The 19,271-nt window shown below is 42.7% G+C and carries 18 protein-coding genes; 3 read left to right on the top strand and 15 right to left on the bottom strand.

The genetic code is table 11. The features are described from left to right. Window positions 1-136: 136 nt before the first annotated feature. From hemG to pepQ, 4 genes are read right to left on the bottom strand one after another with little or no spacing between them, the layout of a single operon-like run. Window positions 137-673, bottom strand: a complete 537-nt coding sequence (gene hemG / locus BA1DRAFT_RS09555; RefSeq protein ID WP_036778296.1) for a menaquinone-dependent protoporphyrinogen IX dehydrogenase — start codon at window positions 671-673, stop codon at window positions 137-139. 23 nt (window positions 674-696) lie between these two features. Further along, the gene (trkH, locus tag BA1DRAFT_RS09550) at window positions 697-2,148 is read right to left on the bottom strand and encodes a Trk system potassium transporter TrkH (protein WP_036778286.1); all 1,452 of its coding nucleotides are present in this window, start codon (window positions 2,146-2,148) and stop codon (window positions 697-699) included. Between the two features lie 37 nt (window positions 2,149-2,185). Beyond that, the gene (locus BA1DRAFT_RS09545) at window positions 2,186-2,797 is read right to left on the bottom strand and encodes an IMPACT family protein (protein WP_036778285.1); all 612 of its coding nucleotides are present in this window, start codon (window positions 2,795-2,797) and stop codon (window positions 2,186-2,188) included. Continuing rightward, entirely contained in the window at window positions 2,797-4,131 is a 1,335-nt protein-coding gene (gene pepQ, locus BA1DRAFT_RS09540) for a Xaa-Pro dipeptidase (protein WP_036778284.1), read from the bottom strand. Before pepQ ends, BA1DRAFT_RS09545 begins: the two co-directional genes overlap by 1 nt. Before the next feature lie 272 nt (window positions 4,132-4,403). On the opposite strand from pepQ, the gene fadB reads away from it, so the two are divergent. Further along, window positions 4,404-6,590, top strand: coding sequence for a fatty acid oxidation complex subunit alpha FadB (gene fadB, locus BA1DRAFT_RS09535; protein WP_036778283.1), 2,187 nt, complete (start codon window positions 4,404-4,406; stop codon window positions 6,588-6,590). An 11-nt stretch (window positions 6,591-6,601) separates the two neighbouring features. Further along, complete coding sequence (gene fadA, locus BA1DRAFT_RS09530) at window positions 6,602-7,768, top strand: acetyl-CoA C-acyltransferase FadA (protein WP_036778282.1); 1,167 nt, start codon at window positions 6,602-6,604, stop codon at window positions 7,766-7,768. 80 nt (window positions 7,769-7,848) lie between these two features. Here fadA and fre read toward each other — a convergent pair whose 3' ends face one another. Together fre and ubiD are read right to left on the bottom strand one after the other, a co-directional pair. Then, complete coding sequence (gene fre / locus BA1DRAFT_RS09525; RefSeq protein ID WP_036778280.1) at window positions 7,849-8,550, bottom strand: NAD(P)H-flavin reductase; 702 nt, start codon at window positions 8,548-8,550, stop codon at window positions 7,849-7,851. 10 nt (window positions 8,551-8,560) lie between these two features. Next, the gene (gene ubiD, locus BA1DRAFT_RS09520; RefSeq protein ID WP_036778278.1) at window positions 8,561-10,033 is read right to left on the bottom strand and encodes a 4-hydroxy-3-polyprenylbenzoate decarboxylase; all 1,473 of its coding nucleotides are present in this window, start codon (window positions 10,031-10,033) and stop codon (window positions 8,561-8,563) included. 611 nt (window positions 10,034-10,644) lie between these two features. On the opposite strand from ubiD, the gene rfaH reads away from it, so the two are divergent. Further along, window positions 10,645-11,133, top strand: coding sequence for a transcription/translation regulatory transformer protein RfaH (gene rfaH / locus BA1DRAFT_RS09515; protein WP_036778277.1), 489 nt, complete (start codon window positions 10,645-10,647; stop codon window positions 11,131-11,133). 49 nt (window positions 11,134-11,182) lie between these two features. Here rfaH and hemB read toward each other — a convergent pair whose 3' ends face one another. The 9 genes from hemB to BA1DRAFT_RS09470 all read right to left on the bottom strand — a co-directional run bounded on the left by hemB (window position 11,183) and on the right by BA1DRAFT_RS09470 (window position 19,145). Continuing rightward, a complete protein-coding gene (hemB, locus tag BA1DRAFT_RS09510; RefSeq protein WP_036778275.1) occupies window positions 11,183-12,196 on the bottom strand; it encodes a porphobilinogen synthase in 1,014 nt (337 codons plus the stop codon). A gap of 109 nt (window positions 12,197-12,305) precedes the next feature. Then, entirely contained in the window at window positions 12,306-13,088 is a 783-nt protein-coding gene (gene tatC / locus BA1DRAFT_RS09505) for a Sec-independent protein translocase subunit TatC (protein WP_036778273.1), read from the bottom strand. Between the two features lie 21 nt (window positions 13,089-13,109). Then, window positions 13,110-13,553 carry a Sec-independent protein translocase protein TatB gene (tatB, locus tag BA1DRAFT_RS09500; protein ID WP_036778272.1) on the bottom strand — a complete coding sequence of 148 codons (444 nt, stop codon included), beginning with the start codon at window positions 13,551-13,553 and terminating at the stop codon, window positions 13,110-13,112. 3 nt (window positions 13,554-13,556) lie between these two features. Beyond that, on the bottom strand, window positions 13,557-13,817 hold the full coding sequence (tatA, locus tag BA1DRAFT_RS09495; protein WP_036778270.1) for a Sec-independent protein translocase subunit TatA: 261 nt from the start codon (window positions 13,815-13,817) through the stop codon (window positions 13,557-13,559). Window positions 13,818-14,040: 223 nt separating this feature from the next. After that, window positions 14,041-15,681 (bottom strand): ubiquinone biosynthesis regulatory protein kinase UbiB, encoded by a 1,641-nt coding sequence (ubiB, locus tag BA1DRAFT_RS09490; RefSeq protein WP_036778268.1) that lies wholly within the window; start codon window positions 15,679-15,681, stop codon window positions 14,041-14,043. Continuing rightward, the gene (gene ubiJ / locus BA1DRAFT_RS09485) at window positions 15,668-16,318 is read right to left on the bottom strand and encodes a ubiquinone biosynthesis protein UbiJ (RefSeq protein ID WP_036778266.1); all 651 of its coding nucleotides are present in this window, start codon (window positions 16,316-16,318) and stop codon (window positions 15,668-15,670) included. The genes ubiB and ubiJ overlap by 14 nt, the downstream gene beginning before the upstream one ends. Before the next feature lies 1 nt (window position 16,319). Next, the gene (gene ubiE, locus BA1DRAFT_RS09480) at window positions 16,320-17,075 is read right to left on the bottom strand and encodes a bifunctional demethylmenaquinone methyltransferase/2-methoxy-6-polyprenyl-1,4-benzoquinol methylase UbiE (protein ID WP_036778265.1); all 756 of its coding nucleotides are present in this window, start codon (window positions 17,073-17,075) and stop codon (window positions 16,320-16,322) included. Between the two features lie 72 nt (window positions 17,076-17,147). After that, entirely contained in the window at window positions 17,148-18,443 is a 1,296-nt protein-coding gene (gene rmuC / locus BA1DRAFT_RS09475; RefSeq protein ID WP_420865127.1) for a DNA recombination protein RmuC, read from the bottom strand. A gap of 165 nt (window positions 18,444-18,608) precedes the next feature. Continuing rightward, the gene (locus tag BA1DRAFT_RS09470) at window positions 18,609-19,145 is read right to left on the bottom strand and encodes a DedA family protein (protein ID WP_420865126.1); all 537 of its coding nucleotides are present in this window, start codon (window positions 19,143-19,145) and stop codon (window positions 18,609-18,611) included. Window positions 19,146-19,271: the final 126 nt, after the last annotated feature.

The raw sequence follows: 19,271 nt of genomic DNA, 5'->3' as shown, positions 1-19,271 counted from the left end.
CACAATGTTTATCAGCGTTGTGTCGGTCAGTGGTGGCGCATTATAGGGAGTTCTTTGACGCTGGCAAGTATTTATTGAAAGAAAATTGCCATTCGCGGATTTTTTCAACAAAACACTGACAAAAAGAACAAATCAGTTATTTTTCACTCACTATTTCAAGGAAATCATTAGCAAAATGATCGACTTGCTGCCAGTCGGTATATTCAATTTCTTTGGTTGTATCAGTTTCCCCACCGGTCATCTTCATAATCATCTTCACCATTATCCGATCCAACCAATGATAACGGGGATAAAGTAATGCACCAGCAAAAACACCACATAAATCTGGCTTCCAGGGAGTATTAAGCAAAAATTTACGAACATACACATTCGTTTCTGGTGTACGTTTCTCTGGCTTCCTGGCTGTCAAATTCACACAAAAAAACGCAGTTGGCATCTTATTAAGTTGTTGTTGATGACAAATCGCAAACTTTTTCAGTACCGAATTAAAATGACCATATCTGATCGAAGCCCCAATCATAACTTTGTCATAATCTTCCAAATTAATCGTTTTTACTGTTGCTAAATCTATGAGCTCGCATACCTCCCCTGATTTGCGTAGATTTTCAGCAATGCGGGTAATGATTTTCTTAGTCTGCCCATCCCGACTGGAATAAAGTAACAAACAATTCATAGCCATACCCCTCTCCTAATAGACTATTCACGCCAGAAGGTTGGTGTAAATAAAACTAATAAAGTGAATACTTCCAAGCGACCAAACAACATCGTTATAACTAATATCCATTTGGCTGCCGGATTCATTGCAGTGAAGTTATCCGCAACAACACCCAACCCAGGCCCTAGATTATTTAGTGTAGCGGCTATTGCAGAAAACGCAGAAAGTTCATCTACACCAGTTGCAATAAGTAATAACAAGCTAATGATAAATACCAAAGCATAAGCAGAGAAGAATCCCCAAACAGCTTCAATAATCCGTTCAGGTAATGCTCTTCGCCCTAGCTTGAGGGTATAAACCGCATTTGGATGAACCAATCTCTTCAATTCACGGGAACCTTGCAGGAATAGTAATAAGATACGAATGACTTTCAGTCCTCCTCCCGTTGAACCCGCACAACCACCAATAAACGCGGAACACAACAGTAATATTGGCAAAAATGATGGCCAACGTGCAAAGCTATCTGTGCTGAACCCTGCCGTTGTCGCCATTGAAACAACCTGGAAAAAAGCTTGGTTTAGTGTCTCCATCCCCGACTTATAAACAGCGTGATGCCATAAGATCAGAGTGCAAATAATAACAAGCACTAATTGAATGGAGATAAACATGCGGAATTCAGGGTCCCGCCAATATACTGTCAGGCTACGTCCCGTTAATACCGCGAAGTGCAAACCAAAGTTACAACCAGAAATCAGCAGAAAAATCGCAATAATGGTATTTATCGCGGGGCTATTGAAATAACCAATACTCGCGTCATGTGTAGAAAATCCACCAATTGCGATAGTTGAAAAACTATGAGAAATGGCATCAAAAACTGACATCCCCGCAGCCCATAATGCCAAAGTGCAAGCAATTGTCAGTAATACATAAATCAACCATAAGGTTTTTGCCGTTTCAGCAATTCGTGGGCGCATTTTATTATCTTTCAAAGGGCCAGGCATTTCAGCCCGATAGAGTTGCATTCCCCCAACCCCGAGTAGAGGCAATATTGCAACAGCCAGCACAATAATCCCCATACCACCTAACCATTGCAGCATCTGCCGGTAGAAAAGAATCGCTTTAGGCAAGGAATCAAGCCCAATCAGGGTCGTAGCACCCGTTGTTGTTAAACCGGAGAAAGACTCAAAAAATGCATCTGTAATAGAAAGATTTGGCTGTTCAGAAAAGATGAAAGGTAAAGCCCCAACACTACCAAGTACTATCCAAAATAAAGCAACGATAAGAAACCCTTCTCGGGGCTTCAATTCATGTTTTTGCTCCCGATTTGGTATCCAAAGCATCAAACCAATAATTAAGGCAAAAATAAATGTCTGACTAAATGCACGCCCAGCGCCATCACGATAGATAAGTGCTACCAATCCTGGAATTATCATGGTGACAGAGAAAAGAATGACAAGTAGCCCAACAATACGGGTTATGGCACGAAAATGCATTTAGCTGGTTCCTTAGAAATCCAGTTACAGAGAATATTTACAGATCAGGTGTTAAATGCAGTACACCACGACTTAGATCACGTAATTTATCACCGACTTCCCCCACTAAGGTAGTTGGAAGTGAAATTCGTAAAGTAACATTCTCTGCATACTCACTGGAAATAATTTGCCCGGATGATTTCTGTAATAACTGTTCAATCATAGAGATATGGGCATATTCACACTGCAAGGAACAGAGTTTCTGTGGAACCTTATATTTTGTTTCCAGCAATTTCAGCGCCTGTTGGACACCACTTCCATATGCCCTTACTAACCCACCAGTACCTAATTTTATTCCACCAAAATAACGGACAACAACCGCGGTTATTTCACCAATATTATTTCCCATAAGCTGGGATAGCATCGGCTTACCTGCGGTCCCTGAAGGCTCGCCATCATCTGAAAAACCCAACTGTTGTGAATCATCCGGCGCACCAGCAACAAACGCCCAGCAGTGATGGCGGGCATCAGGGTACTGAGCTTTGATTTGCTGGATAAACTCCTTGGCCTCATCCACCCCACAAGTATGCTTCAGCAAGGTAATAAAGCGACTTTTTTTAATCTCTTCAGTAAAACTCACTGAAGCCGCGGGTATCAAATAAGGCTTCATTATGGCAATTGAAGATCCCTAGTCATGTTTTCCACTTTATTTGCATGGATCACAATATTGTCCTCGATACGAATACCACCGAAAGGTTTAAGCATCCCAATTTTATTCCAGTCAAAATGTTTGTTGAATTCACTTTCACGCCAAGGTGCAAGCAGCGATTCGATGAAATAAAGGCCAGGCTCGATAGTCAGCACCATTCGGGGTTCCAGAATACGGGTACAACGCAGATAATGATACATATCCGGAGCTGCTAAATGTGCACCTGTATCATCCTGCATAAACCCTGCCGCATCATGGACTTGTAATCCAAGAGGATGACCAATACCATGTGGAAAGAATGGCGTTGTCAGCCCTTTCTCAACCATAACCTCTTCACTAATATCTTTCACAATACCATATTTTTTCAATAACTTAGCAATACGATGATGCATCTGAACATGATATTCGGTATAGCGAACTCCTGCTTTAATTGTACTGATTAGTGCTTTTTGTTCAGCATTCATATCTTTAATTAAAGAGGAAAATTCGTTATTGCTTTTTGCTGAATAAGTACGGGTTATATCTGCTGCATAACCATTATATTCAGCACCGGCATCAATCAGGAAACTACGTATCTCTGAAGGTACATTGTGCTGCAATACAGTGTAATGCAAAACAGCCGCATTCTCATTCATAGCAATAATATTGTCATAAGGTACATCTGTATCACGATGACCTGTTGCAGTAAGATAAGAGATATTAATATCAAATTCACTCATCCCAGCCTGAAATGCTTCATAAGCGGCCAAATGCCCGACAATAGCCGTTTTTTGTGCTTCACGCATACAAGCTAATTCATAATCTGTTTTGTATGAACGATAGAAATGCAAATAATCAAGGACAGGCTTTGGATTAATATTGTGTTCAGAGAAACCAATCTCTTTTGCTCTTTGTGGTGAACAACCAATGTAAGCAACATTCTGTTTCACATAAGTGCTTAACTCTGCATTGATATCTCCAGCATTTGCCAGATGGATCATTTCAACTTCTTTAGTCCAGTAGCTAGTCGGTAGCGGTTCTACGCTGTGCCAATAATCTACCGGTGAGTAAAACCATAATTTAGGCTTATTAATACCATCTACCCACAACCAGCAATTAGGCACTTTGGTTACTGGCACCCAAGCTTTGAAGTGAGCGTTAACTTTGAAAGGGTAGTCTCTATCATCAAGAAAAATACGCTGTAACTCACCAGAGTGAATCAGCAAAGCATCGAATTGATTACGGGCCAATACTTCACAGGTACGTTGCTGCAATGTAGAGATATGTTCGTGGTACAGAGATGCCAACTTTTCCATTTCAATTGACCTTTTTTATTTTATGGCTAGACCATTAGCTTATCACAGCCATTGATATTTGCAGGTATCACGCAAAACCCTCTCAATTTATCGGCTCCCGCTAACACCTTATTTACCAAAATATAAAAACAATTATTGTCAATGAGATACAAATCTCACTTGTGATCACCCTTGCAAAAAACTAATCACTCATTTGCATTTACTTAACATAATAACCACAATCAAACCCATCTGGTCATACCAGATGGTATGCGCTCATTTAGGAGAACGACATGCTCTATCAAAGTGAAACAATTCAAGTAAGCTGGCTGAAAGATGGCATTGCTGAACTGGTTTTCAATGCCCCAGCCGCAATTAATAAACTAGATACCAAAACCGTTGCATCTCTCGATAAGGCTGTTGCTAGCCTGGAGCAACAAACTGGACTGAAAGGCGTTTTATTACGTTCTGAAAAAGCTGCATTTATTGTTGGTGCAGATATTACTGAATTCCTCTCTTTATTCGATTCACCTGTAGAAAAACTGCAAGAATGGCTTAACTTTTCAAATAGCATTTTAAACCGGATAGAAGATTTACCTGTACCAACCATTTCGGCAATAAACGGTTATGCTCTTGGTGGTGGTTGTGAATGTGTTCTATCTACAGATTTCCGTGTGGCCTCCCCGGATGTACGCATTGGGCTGCCAGAAACCAAACTTGGTATTATGCCTGGTTTTGGTGGCTCTGTTCGCCTTCCTCGCTTGATCGGGACTGATAATGCCCTAGATATCATTGCAGCAGGTAAAGACATTGGCGCAGAAGATGCATTGAAAAACGGTTTGATTGATGCTGTTGTTCCCAAAGAAAAATTGGTTGACTCCGCAGTATCAATGCTGGAACAAGCAATTGCAGGGAACCTTGACTGGAAAGCCGCACGCCAGCCGAAATTAGAGCCTTTGAAACTCAATGAAATTGAACGAAGCATGAGTTTTAGTGTGGCAAAAGGTATGGTGATGAAAGTCGCCGGTCCTCATTATCCAGCTCCCATCGCCGCAGTTAAATCCATAGAAAAAGCCGCTACACTTGGTCGCGATGAAGCATTGAAACAGGAAACCGCCAGCTTCATTCCTCTAGCACAGACAAATGTTGCCCGTGCCTTAGTGGGTATTTTTCTTAATGACCAGTATGTAAAAGGGCTGGCAAAAAAACATCTGAAAGAAGTCACAACACCTGAGTATGCCGCAGTTCTAGGTGCAGGAATTATGGGTGGTGGTATAGCCTATCAATCTGCCCGCAAAGGGATGCCTGTCATGATGAAAGACATCAGCCAGCAAGCCCTTGAATTAGGTATGAATGAAGCCGCGAAGCTTCTAAACAAGCAGTTTGAACGTGGCCGTCTAGATGCCATAAAAATGGCGAAAACCCTCTCTTCTATTCAACCTACCTTAAATTATGCCGGTATCGAACAGGCTCAAATCGTGGTTGAAGCTGTAGTAGAGAATCCTAAAATCAAAGCGGCTGTACTATCAGAAACTGAAACTCTGGTTAATGAAGATTGTGTCCTAGCTTCCAATACATCAACAATTCCGATTTCAGAATTGGCTAAATCCCTAAAACGCCCGGAAAACTTCTGTGGTATGCATTTCTTCAACCCGGTACACCGCATGCCGTTAGTTGAAGTCATTCGCGGTGAAAAAACGTCTGAAAAGACAATTTCAACCGTAGTCGCCTATGCCAGCAAAATGGGTAAAACTCCGATCGTCGTTAACGACTGTCCAGGGTTCTTTGTAAACCGGGTACTGCTTCCTTATCTCCTTGGCTTTGGTCTGCTATTGCGTGATGGTGGTGATTTCCGCCAGATAGACAAAATCATGGAGAAAGAATTTGGTTGGCCAATGGGTCCTGCTTACCTTGTTGATGTTATTGGTCTTGATACTGCACATCATGCTCAATCAGTCATGGACCAAGGGTTCCCAGATCGTATGAAGCGTGATTATAAAGATGCCATTGATGTTCTATATGACAATCAACGTTACGGGCAGAAAAACGGTCTTGGTTTCTACAAGTACACTCAAGATAAGAAAGGTAAGCCTAAAAAAGAGCAGGACGAGCAAACAGACCAACTGCTGGCAACTATCTGCCAACAGAAGAGTAATTTCTCCAGTGAAGAGATCATCGCTCGTACTATGATCCCGATGATCAATGAAGTTGTCCGTTGTCTGGAAGAAGGTGTCATCGCCAGCCCAGCAGAAGCAGACATGGCTCTGGTTTATGGCCTTGGTTTCCCTCCATTCCACGGTGGTGTTTTCCGTTATCTGGAAACAATAGGAACAGCAGCTTACGTAAAAATGGCTGAAAATTATGCTCACCTTGGTGCTCTTTATCAGGTACCACCTGGTCTGAAAGCCAAAGCTGAACGTAATGAAAGTTACTACCCTACAGCAGCAACGATTGCTGTCAGCACCGGAAAAACAGCGTGAGGTCTGGAAACATGGAAAATGTAGTCATTATTGATGGCATCCGCACCCCAATGGGGCGCTCAAAAGGTGGTGCATTCCGTCAGGTCCGGGCTGAAGATCTCTCCGCTCACCTGATGAAAGAGCTATTTAAACGTAATCCGGCAATACAGCAACATGAAATTGATGACATCTACTGGGGCTGTGTACAGCAAACTCTAGAGCAAGGTTTCAACATTGCCCGTAATGCAGCTTTACTGGCTGATATCCCTCACTCTGTACCAGCCGTGACTGTTAACCGGCTATGCGGTTCATCAATGCAAGCGCTGCATGATGGCGCTCGTATGATCATGACCGGAGAAGCTAATGTCACACTGATCGGTGGTGTAGAGCACATGGGCCACGTTCCAATGACTCATGGCGTGGATTTCCACCCTAAAATGAGTCTGAGCGTTGCCAAAGCCGCAGGAGTCATGGGTTTAACCGCTGAAATGTTGGCAAAGATTCACCATATCAGCCGTGAAATGCAAGATGAATTTGCGCTTCGTTCGCACCAACGTGCAACACAGGCAACGCAATCAGGCGCATTCTCCAATGAGATATCAGCAATTTATGGTCACGATGCCGATGGCATATTGAGGCTGTTTGATTACGATGAGGTGATCCGCCCAGATGCTAATCTGAAAGATCTAGCCGCACTGCGTCCTGTATTCGATCCAGTAACAGGCTCAGTCACAGCAGGCAGCTCTTCTGCTTTATCCGATGGTGCGTCTGCAATGTTGATAACCAGTGAAAGTTATGCCAAGAATCTGGGGCTGAAACCTCGTGCTCGCATCCGTTCTATGGCAGCTGTTGGTTGTGATCCTTCCATTATGGGATATGGCCCGGTCCCTGCTACACAAATGGCGCTCAAGAAAGCAGGTTTAGAACTGGGTGATATTGGTGTGATGGAATTAAACGAAGCATTTGCTGCTCAGTCACTTGCCTGCCTGAAAGGTCTGAATTTGCTAGATAGTATGGATGACAAAGTTAACCTAAATGGTGGCGCAATTGCTCTCGGTCATCCTCTAGGCTGCTCAGGCGCTCGCATCACAACAACGTTGCTGAACTTAATGGAACGCCGCGATGTTCAATTTGGGCTGGCAACCATGTGTATCGGTTTAGGCCAAGGTATCGCCACCATTATAGAAATAATGGATTAAGAACGTATCTGCAAGAATTATTATAACTGAGTCGTTGTTGCCGTAATTCCCGCCTGTCAGGGGCGGGTTTTTTTATTATTTTAAATGAATTCGAAAGCATCACCATACATGTTGTCAGCGGAAGCATCACGCTCACCACAAAAGCGCTCACGAGCAATTTTTGCCATTTCAAATCGCCCAGCAATGTAAATATCATAATTGACCAAACTACCAAAATCCTCTAGTACTGCTTTAAGCACTGTTCCTGTACGTCCACACCAACCATTCTCTGATTGTTCAACAACCGGAACAACCTTCAAATTAGGATAGCGCTCTGTAAGTAACTGTAATTCAGCAAGATCATATAAATGTTGTAATTCTCTGCCTCCCCAATACATAGAGATCTGACGTTCAGGTTGTTCTTCTAACGCTGTCAGTAATATTGAACGGGTGTAAGAAAACCCCGTACCGCCGGCAATTAATAACAGCGGATTAGCGCTGCTTTGACGGAACCAAGCTTTACCATGAGGGATATCAATATTGATCATCTTCTGATCCAGAATTCTATCCATCACAGCCATCGCATACAAATTCAGTTCAGAAGCGCCAATATGTAATTCAATAAACTCCTTTTCTGAAGGCGTTGATGCCATTGAAAACGGACGTTTATCTCTCTCATCCATTACCACCATCAGATACTGACCGGCGCGGAATGAGAACGGAGAATCGGGAAGTAACCGTACCCGATAAACCGTATCAGTAATAGCCTCTACAGAGGTTACTTTGCAGCTCAGTGTTGTCATGCGTTCCCTCTTATGGTCCTAAAATATCTAATTCATCCCAGATTTTGTCGACGCGGGTACGCACTTCTTCACTCATCACAATAGGACGTCCCCATTCCCTCTGCGTCTCTCCCGGCCACTTATTCGTTGCATCCATTCCCATTTTCGAACCTAATCCTGAAACTGGCGATGCAAAATCGAGATAATCTATCGGAGTATTCTCCATTAATACTGTATCTCTTGCCGGGTCCATTCGCGTAGTGATTGCCCAAATGACATCGTTCCAGTCTCTGGCATTGATATCATCATCACAAACAATAACAAACTTTGTATACATAAATTGCCGTAGATATGACCAAACCCCCATCATGACTCGCTTGGCATGACCCGGATATTGTTTCTTCATAGTCAAGACGGCAAGACGATAGGAACAACCTTCAGGAGGCAGATAAAAATCGACAATTTCAGGAAACTGTTTTTGTAAAATCGGTACCAGCACCTCATTCAATGCAACCCCCAACACAGCAGGTTCATCTGGCGGGCGGCCAGTATAAGTCGAATGATAAATAGCATCATGACGCTGAGTAATATGTGTCACAGTGAACACCGGGAACATATCGACTTCATTATAATAGCCCGTATGATCACCATATGGCCCTTCTGGAGCTAACTCCCCAGGCTCAATATACCCCTCCAATACAATCTCAGCACTTGCTGGCACCTCCAAGTTACTTGAAAGACATTTCACAACTTCTGTTTTATATCCTCTTAATAATCCGGCAAATGCATATTCCGATAATGTGTCAGGAACCGGCGTCACAGCCCCCAATATTGTCGCAGGATCAGCCCCCAAGGCAACAGCCACCGGGAAACGCTCTCCTGGATGTGCCTGACACCACTCCTGAAAATCAAGCGCACCACCACGATGAGATAACCAGCGCATAATGAGTTTATTTTTACCTAATACTTGCTGGCGATAGATACCAAGATTCTGCCGCTCTTTATTCGGGCCACGAGTGACTGTCAGCCCCCAAGTAATCAATGGCGCAGCATCCTCTGGCCAACAGTGCATGATAGGAATACGAGTTAAATCTACATCGTCACCAACCGAAACATGTTCCTGACAAGGCGCAGTATTAAGCCGTTTAGTTGGCATATTAAGGACTTGCTTAAATTTCGGTAGCTTATCCAGTAAATCACGAAAACCTTTCGGAGGATCGGGTTCTTTCAAAAAAGCTAATAGCTTACCTACATCATGCAAAGCTTTAACATCTTTCTGCCCCATCCCCATAGCAACACGCTCAGCAGTACCGAACAAATTACACAATACAGGCATCGAATAACCTTTGGGATTTTCAAACAACAAGGCAGGCCCACCAGCGCGAAGGGTACGATCTGCAATCTCAGTCATCTCCAAATAAGGATCAACTGCAAAACTGATGCGTTTCAACTCACCTTTATGCTCCAATAAGGCTAGAAAATCTCTTAAATCACGGTATTTCATACTATTCATTTATGCCGGTTTTTAAGGGGGAAAACATTATAAGCCATCCCACTCAGCTTTTTTGTGTTTTTTTCAGAAGACTACAAAGTAAACCAATAAGTTACTAAAAAGCAACGGGGTTAATTCAACCTTGCGACCTTAAAGTCAAATACAAAGCAATGGAGCCTAATGAGTTAATATTTGAGCATCAAATTACTCAGTAAGATGCTTAGTTGGAACATCTTGCTCTGGTACATCTTGATACCTTCACTCTTACCACAGAAATAATGCTATAACTATCTCCTCTGGGTTCACAGCACAAAATATAGCCAGTCGTTCATCACAGATTTTCCATATGACGACTCAATGACTATCAAATTTTGCAATTACTCAACAGAAATACTGATATTTTTCTTTTATTAATATCTATTGAACAAATAACAATCGATTTTATATTAATTACTTTATCTGTCACTTATCAAAATATTACTTATCGCTTTTTTACTGAAAAACATAAGATCTACTCATAACAATAAATATGCATCATTAAACAATTATCACTAAGATAATGCCTGTAACGCCCTTTTCTATTTTGCTATGCTTAATAGTCATTGGATCAAGGTTAAATAAAGATGGAAAACTGGTACCTCATTTACTGTAAGCGTGGGCAAATTTCACGAGCAATAGAAAATCTGGAACGACAGGATGTTGCTTGCCTGACTCCTACCGCGAGAATTGAAAAAATAACCCGTGGTAAACGTACTGTGAATATAGAACCACTTTTTCCTAATTATCTGTTCGTTCAGTTTGACCCTGAAGTTATTCATACTACAACTATCAATTCAACACGCGGTGTTAGCCATTTTGTCCGTTTTGGCGTACACCCGGCTATCGTACCGGAAACGTTGATTAAAGAGATCGTATCAGCAACTGAACAAGAATATGTATCACCAGACACACCTGTGACGGGCGATACCGTATTAATCACCGAAGGAATTTTTGAAGGATTGCAAGCTATCTACAATGAGCCAGATGGGGAAACCCGTTCTATTCTGTTACTTAATATTCTGAATAAACAATTACCTAAGGCACTTGATAATAAGCAGTTTGTGAAAATTTAACCAAATAAAAAACGGGCGGAATTTACATTCGCCCGTTTTTTATCAAATATTAACGTTTCTGTTCATTTAACTGTTGAGCAACCTGTTTCGCAAAATAGGTTAGTACACCATCTGCTCCTGCGCGTTTGAAACATAGCAGAGACTCCACAATTACCTGTTCCTGTAACCAACCATTCTGAATAGCAGCCATGTGCATGGCATATTCGCCAGATACTTGATAAGCAAAGGTTGGTACACCGAATGTATCTTTTACCCTGCGAATAACATCCAGGTAGGGCATACCTGGTTTTACCATTACAGTGTCAGCGCCTTCCTGCAAATCCTGTGCAATCTCCTGCAATGCTTCATCACTATTCGCAGGGTCCATCTGATAGGTTTTTTTGTTACCCCCTTTCAGATTACGATTTGAACCGATTGCATCACGGAATGGACCGTAATAACCAGAAGCATACTTAGCGGAGTAAGCCATAATTTGAGTATTTACATATCCTTCCGCTTCAAACAATTCACGGATTGCACCAATACGCCCATCCATCATGTCGCTCGGCGCTACAATCTCAGCACCAGCTTCTGCATGTGACAATGCCTGTTTGACCAAGATCTCTTTGGTGACATCATTCATTACATAGCCATCCTGGTCGATGATCCCATCCTGACCATGTGTCGTGAATGGATCTAATGCCACATCAGTTAGCAACCCTAGTTCAGGAACAGCATCTTTCAACGCACGAACCGTACGTTGAATCAACCCATCAGGGCTATAAGCTTCTTCCGCACCCAGAGATTTTTTATCTGCTTCAATCACGGGGAACAGAGACAATACAGGAATCCCCAATCGGGCAATCTCTTCAGCTTCTTTCAGCAAAAGATCCATCGTCAGACGATACACCCCTGGCATAGAAGGCACTTCTTGACGACGATTAGTGCCTTCCATCACAAATACAGGATAGATTAAGTCATTAACAGTTAATTGGTTTTCAGCAACCAGACGGCGGGAAAAATCATGACAGCGCAACCGGCGCATACGTCGACCAGGGAAAGTTCCTGGAAATGCATAGCTCATATAGCTCTCCTAACTCAAACCCAGCGCACTCGCGCTGGGTTAATTAATATGCTATCGCTTCGTGTTAATTATCTTAGCACTACAAAACAACATGTTAAGATTACTATTATCACTTTTCCGTATTCACTTCTGGCGTTTCCTGTTCATCTTCCTCTGAACGATCTCCCAATTTCCGCTGTCCAGTATAAAAACGGGAGAGCAAAATCCCCAGTTCAAACAGCAGATACATAGGAATAGCCAACAAGGTTTGCGAGAAAACATCCGGCGGCGTTAACAACATGCCAACAACAAAAGCACCGACCAAAATATACGGACGCTTTTTCTTCAAGGACTCAGGAGTAACTACCCCACTCCAGCATAATAAAATAATGGCAACAGGTACTTCAAAAGAGACACCAAAGGCCATAAACAGTGCCATAACAAAGCTTAAGTAGTTGCTGATATCCGTTGCAATCAGCACCCCTTCTGGTGCCGTTTTAGCAAAGAATCCAAAAGCAATCGGAAATACAACAAAATAAGCAAATGCCATCCCTAAATAAAACAACAAGCTACTGGAAACAAGCAGAGGGATCATCAAGCGGCGTTCATGTTTATATAACGCAGGTGCAATAAATGCCCATACTTGATAGAGAACCATAGGCGCAGATACAAATATCGACACCATAATGGTCAGTTTTATTGGCGTAAAAAAGGGAGAAGCGACATCTGTCGCTATCATACTGGCACCTTGAGGCAATTGCTTAATCAAAGGCGCAGAAATCATTTGATAGATGTCGTTAGAAAAATAAACCAATGCTAAAAAAACCACTAATACAGTCAATAAACTGTTTAGAATTCGCTTACGCAGTTCAATAAGGTGACTGATAAGTGGTTGGGTATCATCAACAGCCATGTTTTAGTGTTCACCATTAACTTAATCAGAAGTTTTTTTCTTCGTTGCAGAAGCCGTTTGATCATCAACTGGAGCTGAAGGCTTAGATGAAACCGCAACCTGAGATGCTGCCGGCTTTTGTGCTGCCTCATTTATTCCTGATGCTTTCATATTCTCTGCGTCAGGTTCATTTTGGTATGCTTTTTTCAAAGACTCAGCAGCTTCTTTTAGCTCATCCATCGAAGCTTTTAGTTCCGGAGATAAATTCTGTAACCCCGCTTCTTCTTGAACTTTTTTCAGGCTTTCCTGGAGCTCCTGCAACTTCAACTCTTGTGCCAGCTCATTTTGGACGTTAGTAGCTAAAGAGCGCAGTGCCCTGATCCAACCAGCAACTGTTTTTACCGCCACCGGTAGCCGTTCTGGCCCCAAAACCACCAAGCCAATGACCATAACTAGCAGCAGCTCGCTAAAACCAATGTCAAACACGGTTTATACCTGCTCTTTGTTTTTGCTCTCAGATGTTTCAGACTGAGCTACAGATTGTTTTTCAGTAATGTTTTTCGTCTCAAAATCGGCATCATTACTGGTTTTTTGAGCCTGTTGAGGCTGATTATCATCCCCTATCGCCTTTTTAAAACCTTTAATAGATGCTCCAAGATCAGAACCCAAAGTACGGAGTTTATTCGTGCCGAACAACAGCACCACAATGACCGCAATAATGAGTAATTGCCAAATGCTTATACCGCCCATTCTGATTTACCTCTATTTAACAGGAATTATTTTAATAGCTCATTATACCCGTTATCTTTCAAGTTGCCTCTTTGTTGGCTGCACTCGCTCACCCCGGTCACATAGTTCGCTATGCTCCCGGGGATTCACTCCCTTGCCGTCGCGATGCATCTTGAAATCTTTAGGGTATATATACACGACGAACTATAACCGACCTTCAAAAAAATCTGTCATAAGACAAATTTTACTCAATTTTACTCAGACGACACCAGCCAAACAACCATGAAACGGTACCCGCGCCTATAAACAACCAAGGAATATTTGCCAAGCCAGACAACAAAAACAAGCTGCCACAGAGAAACAATGTCGCACCAACACCAAGCAAATACTGAGACTGTCGCTGTTTTATCTGTTGCCCTTTCAAATGACCTGATAACTTCTCAATGCTCACTTGCAAATGTTTATGCTGCTGAAGACTGTCATACACTAATTCAGGTAGTTCTGGCAACTTTTCTGCCCAATAAGGCGCCTTTTCTTTCAACGCCCGGATAACAGCAGGCAATCCAACCTGGCTATGTAACCACTCCTCCAGAAAGGGTTTTGCTGTTTTCCACAAATCAAGCTGTGGATAAAGCTGCCGTCCTAAACCTTCTACATACAAAAGCGTCTTTTGTAGCAGAACTAACTGCGGCTGCACTGCCATATTAAAACGACGCGCAGTATTAAATAGATTCAGAAGTACATGACCAAATGAAATTTCAGCCAGTGGCTTCTCAAATATTGGTTCACAAACTGTACGGATTGCAAATTCAAAATCTTCAACATTGGTATCACTAGGAACCCAACCTGAATCCACATGAAGTTCAGCAACTTTCCGGTAATCACGATTAAAGAAAGCAATAAAATTCTCAGCCAGATAACGTTTATCATCTTTATTAAGAGAACCAACAATACCGTAATCAATACCAATATAAAACGGATCCTCAGGACGTTCATAGCTGACAAAAATATTTCCCGGATGCATATCCGCATGGAAGAAACTATCGCGAAAAACCTGCGTAAAAAAGACCTGTACTCCCCGTTCGGCCAGCAATTTCATATTGGTATTCTGCGCTTCTAATGCTTCAATATCAGAGACAGGGATACCATAAACTCGCTCCATCACCAGAACATTTTCACGGCAATAATCAGAATAAATTTCCGGTACATACAGCGTTGAGCTATTTTCGAAATTACGGCGGAGTTGAATTGCATTAGCCGCTTCACGCAGCAAATTCAGTTCATCAATTAACGTCTTCTCGTATTCCCGCACAACTTCACGAGGACGTAAACGGCGTCCATCGGGCAATAACATTGGTACCCAATTAGCCAGACGGTACATTAACCGGATATCCGCTTTGATAATCGGCAGAATATCAGGACGAATGACTTTGATAACAATTTCCTGTCCATTCTCTTTTAACCGAGCTGTATGGACCTGAGCAATTGAAGCAGAGGCCAGAGCAATAGGTTCAAAATCATCAAACCAGGTTTCCAGTGGTCCCCCTAAAGCAGTTTCAATATATTGACGCGCCAGAGCACCATCAAAAGAGGCAACTCGGTCTTGCAACAATGCCAGTTGATCCGCTATCGCGGGAGGAAACAGATCACGCCGTGTTGAAAGCATCTGTCCAAATTTAATCCAAACAGGCCCTAATTCCTGTAAGGCAAGTCGCAGTCTCTCTCCAAGTGCTTTATCTTTATGTCTATTCGGTATCCAGAACAATAAATAACGACCAAAACGAAGAGGCCAGGTTAAGCGAATCCGAGGAATGAGTTCATCCAATCCGTAAGAAAGAAAAACCCGAATGATCAAATAAAGGCGCCTTAATTCACCTGGAGTCATATTTTTCCTCTAACACTACCAATCGTTGTTCTATTTTCTCGATATCTTTGGCCAACATGCTAACTTCTTCACTGAAATAAGCCACTTCAAGCTGATTTGGGGCCAGTTTCCATTCTTCTGTTAACGCTTCCGCCAGATAATTTTTCTGGCATTCCATTGAACCGGAAACAAACTGAAATCCTTTTTTAAGGACTTGATTAATACTTTCGGCAGCGATATCCCCGAAATAAGGAGAAAGATAATGGGCCAAATCCCATTCAACCATATCTAATAAAGCAGACCATTGCTGAACAACCTGCATATCCCCTTCAATAACCATTTCACCGCTATTGAGCAACTTGGAAATTTGTTGGCGATCCCGTAGCTTAAGCAAAGCAGAAAAGTGAGTTTTAACCGTACAATCGGCAGATTCGCCCCATTGGCTTAATACATCTACCTGTTTCTCACTAAACACCAATGTAAGTGGTGTATTCATTTCTTTTAATTCAATCGACAAAACTTTGTCTACCAGCCGCATACGGGCTGGCCTTAACACCGGTTCACGGTACAACAGGTAATTCAATGATGTTTCCATCACTGCGGTTAAAACCGGCGTAAGTGTGGAATTAATAGCTGTACTCAGTGATGGTCTTTCCATCTCAGAATTTAAAACCTCTGTGTAGTGCAACAATGCCGCCAGTCATATTGGTATAAGTCACCTGCTCAAAACCAGCCTCTTCCATCATCGTTTTAAGCGTTTCCTGATCAGGATGCATACGGATGGATTCCGCCAGATAACGATAACTATCAGCATCCTGCACAAAAACCTGACCAATTTTTGGCAGCACATGGAAAGAATAAGCATCATACGCTTTGCTCAACGGTGTGAACAAAGGTTTAGAAAACTCAAGTACCAATAAACGTCCACCCGGCTTCAACACCCGAAACATAGAACGCAGGGCTTTTTCTTTTTCGGTAACATTGCGCAGACCAAAAGAGATAGTGATGCAATTAAAATAGTTATCAGGGAAAGGCAACGCTTCCGCATTGGCTTGCACATAGCTGACATTACCAACAATACCAGCATCACGTAATTTCTCACGCCCAACCTTCAACATAGATTCATTGATATCAGCAAGAACAACTTCACCTTTCTCACCAACTATACGAGAAAATTTGGCGGTCAGATCTCCGGTACCACCAGCTAAATCAAGTATCCGCTGACCTCGACGCACACCACTGGCATCAATAGCCACACGCTTCCAAATACGATGGATGCCAAACGACATTAAATCATTCATTAAATCGTATTTTGTCGCAACAGAATGAAACACATCAGCCACCATGCCTGCTTTTTCATCCTTTGCTACAGTACGGAAACCAAAATGTGTGGTTTGTTTCGTTTGGTCTACCATGTTATTTGCCCATTTTTTATTCAAAGCGTTATAAAAGTGTATCAGCCTTTCAGGTAAAACCCTATCCTGGTATTAATCATTAGCACAGAATGGTTGGCTGGCCTTATCAACCAGTTCGGGATCAATCGGCCGTTTCACCTCAACACCTAAATTACGAAAACCCTCTGCCTGACTTATCAGGTTGCCACGCCCCTCAGTCAGTTTTTTCATTGCCTGTCGGTAATTAAGTTGAGCCTTATCCAAGCTTTGCCCCAAACCTTGCATATCCTCGACAAACAAACGCATTTTATCGTACATACGGGCGGCCTTATCGGCGATTAAACGCGCATTCTGGCTTTGATACTCATAGCGCCACAAGTTATTAATAGTACGTACAGCAACCAACAATGTTGATGGACTAACTAGCATAATATTGTGTTTAAGTGCTTCATCAAGCAGCTCAGGCGCCTTGTTAAGCGCAACCAGATAAGCGGGTTCAACCGGAATAAACATCAATACATAGTCCAACGATTTCAGCCCAGGCAATTGTTGGTAATCTTTGCGGCTCAAACCACGAATATGGCCTTTAATTGAGTCGATATGTTCTTGAAGGGCTAACTCCTGCTGATGCCGATCGCCACTGTTAAAATAACGCTCATAAGCAACCAGCGACATTTTGGCATCAATGACCACATCTTTCCCTTGCGGTAAATGAACAATTACATCAGGTTGGAAACGGCGGTTATCCTCTACCTTGATACTTACCTGAGTACAAAACTCATGCCCTTCTCGTAAACCAGAGGCTTCCAAAATACGGGATAACACAACTTCGCCCCAATCTCCCTGAATTTTATTATTACCTTTAAGGGCATTCGTCAGATTGATAGCTTCCTGCGCCATCTGGACATTCAGTTGCTGTAAATTTCGGATTTCATGTGCAAGCGTATGACGTTCACGGGCTTCCTGACCAAAACTCTCCTGTACCTGCCGATGAAGGCCATCAAGCTGTTCGCGAAATGGCGCTAAAAGCGTATTGAGACTCTGCCGATTTTGTTCATCAGTACGGCGACCCGTTTGTTCAAAAATACGGTTAGCCAAATTCTCAAATTGCGTATTCAAACGTAGTTCACTGTTGATCAGCAACCGCTGTTTCTCTTCAGCCGCAAAGCGACTCTCTTCCAGACGGGTCGTCACTTCCCGCAGTTCAGATTCTTGCACGCTATTGACTTCTCTCTGAGCCCGTAATTCCTGGTTCAATTGTTCGCATTCAACCCGCCAATAAGCGGATTGTTCAAGTTTCTCATTGGCAACGGCAAGCTGGCTGTCCAATTTCCGTAATTCCAACTCTTGCTGTTGAATACGTTGATGAACGGAGAACCAAACGAGAATACCACCGCCCAACAGGCCGCCAAGTGTACCTATCAACGTATATAACAACTGGATACCCACCGGTACTTCCTCTATCTAATGCTTAGACCAGATAAACTAAATTGTCACTGTATAGATGTCCAGAATGATTTATACAGATGGTTCAGTCTGCGAAGCCGCTCCCAATTAACTCACCCATTTCACTAACCATTGCAAACCAAACGCGCCTGGCGCTAATACGCCAAAAGACCAGATAAGTGCGGAACAGATATTCGCTATCTGGAAATAACGCAATGGCATGGCACAAATACCCGCGACTAATGGCACAATTGCACGGAAAGGCCCAAAGAATCGACCAAAGAAAATGCTCCAGATACCCCAACGTTCAAAGAAATGGTGTACTCGTGTCAGTAATTGCGGTTTACGGGAAATCGGCCAAATTTTACCAACATCACCTTTAAAATGGGCGCCTACAATATAAGATACCCAATCGCCCAAAAAAGCCCCCGCGGCGGCTGCCAACCAAATTGGCCAGAAATCAAGGCCGCTTTCACCTATTAATGCCCCCAATCCAAGCAATATTATCGTTGCAGGCAATAACAAAGAGAAAAAAGCCAGAGACTCACCAAAAGCGAGCAAGAAAACAATCGGCATGATCCAAGTATCATGAGCTTTAACAAAAGCGATTACCAGATCAACTATTTCATGAAGACTCAAATTCATATTCCTATATTGATTAATATACCCTATGGATTTCAAGATGCATCGCAACGGCAAGGGAGTGAATCCCCGGGAGCATGGCGAACTATGTGACTGGAGTAAGCGAGCGCAGCCAACAAAGAGGCAACT

This window comes from Photorhabdus aegyptia (assembly GCF_000612035.1).
Lineage (GTDB): Bacteria > Pseudomonadota > Gammaproteobacteria > Enterobacterales > Enterobacteriaceae > Photorhabdus > Photorhabdus akhurstii.
This window is presented reverse-complemented; position numbering and strand designations above follow the sequence as displayed.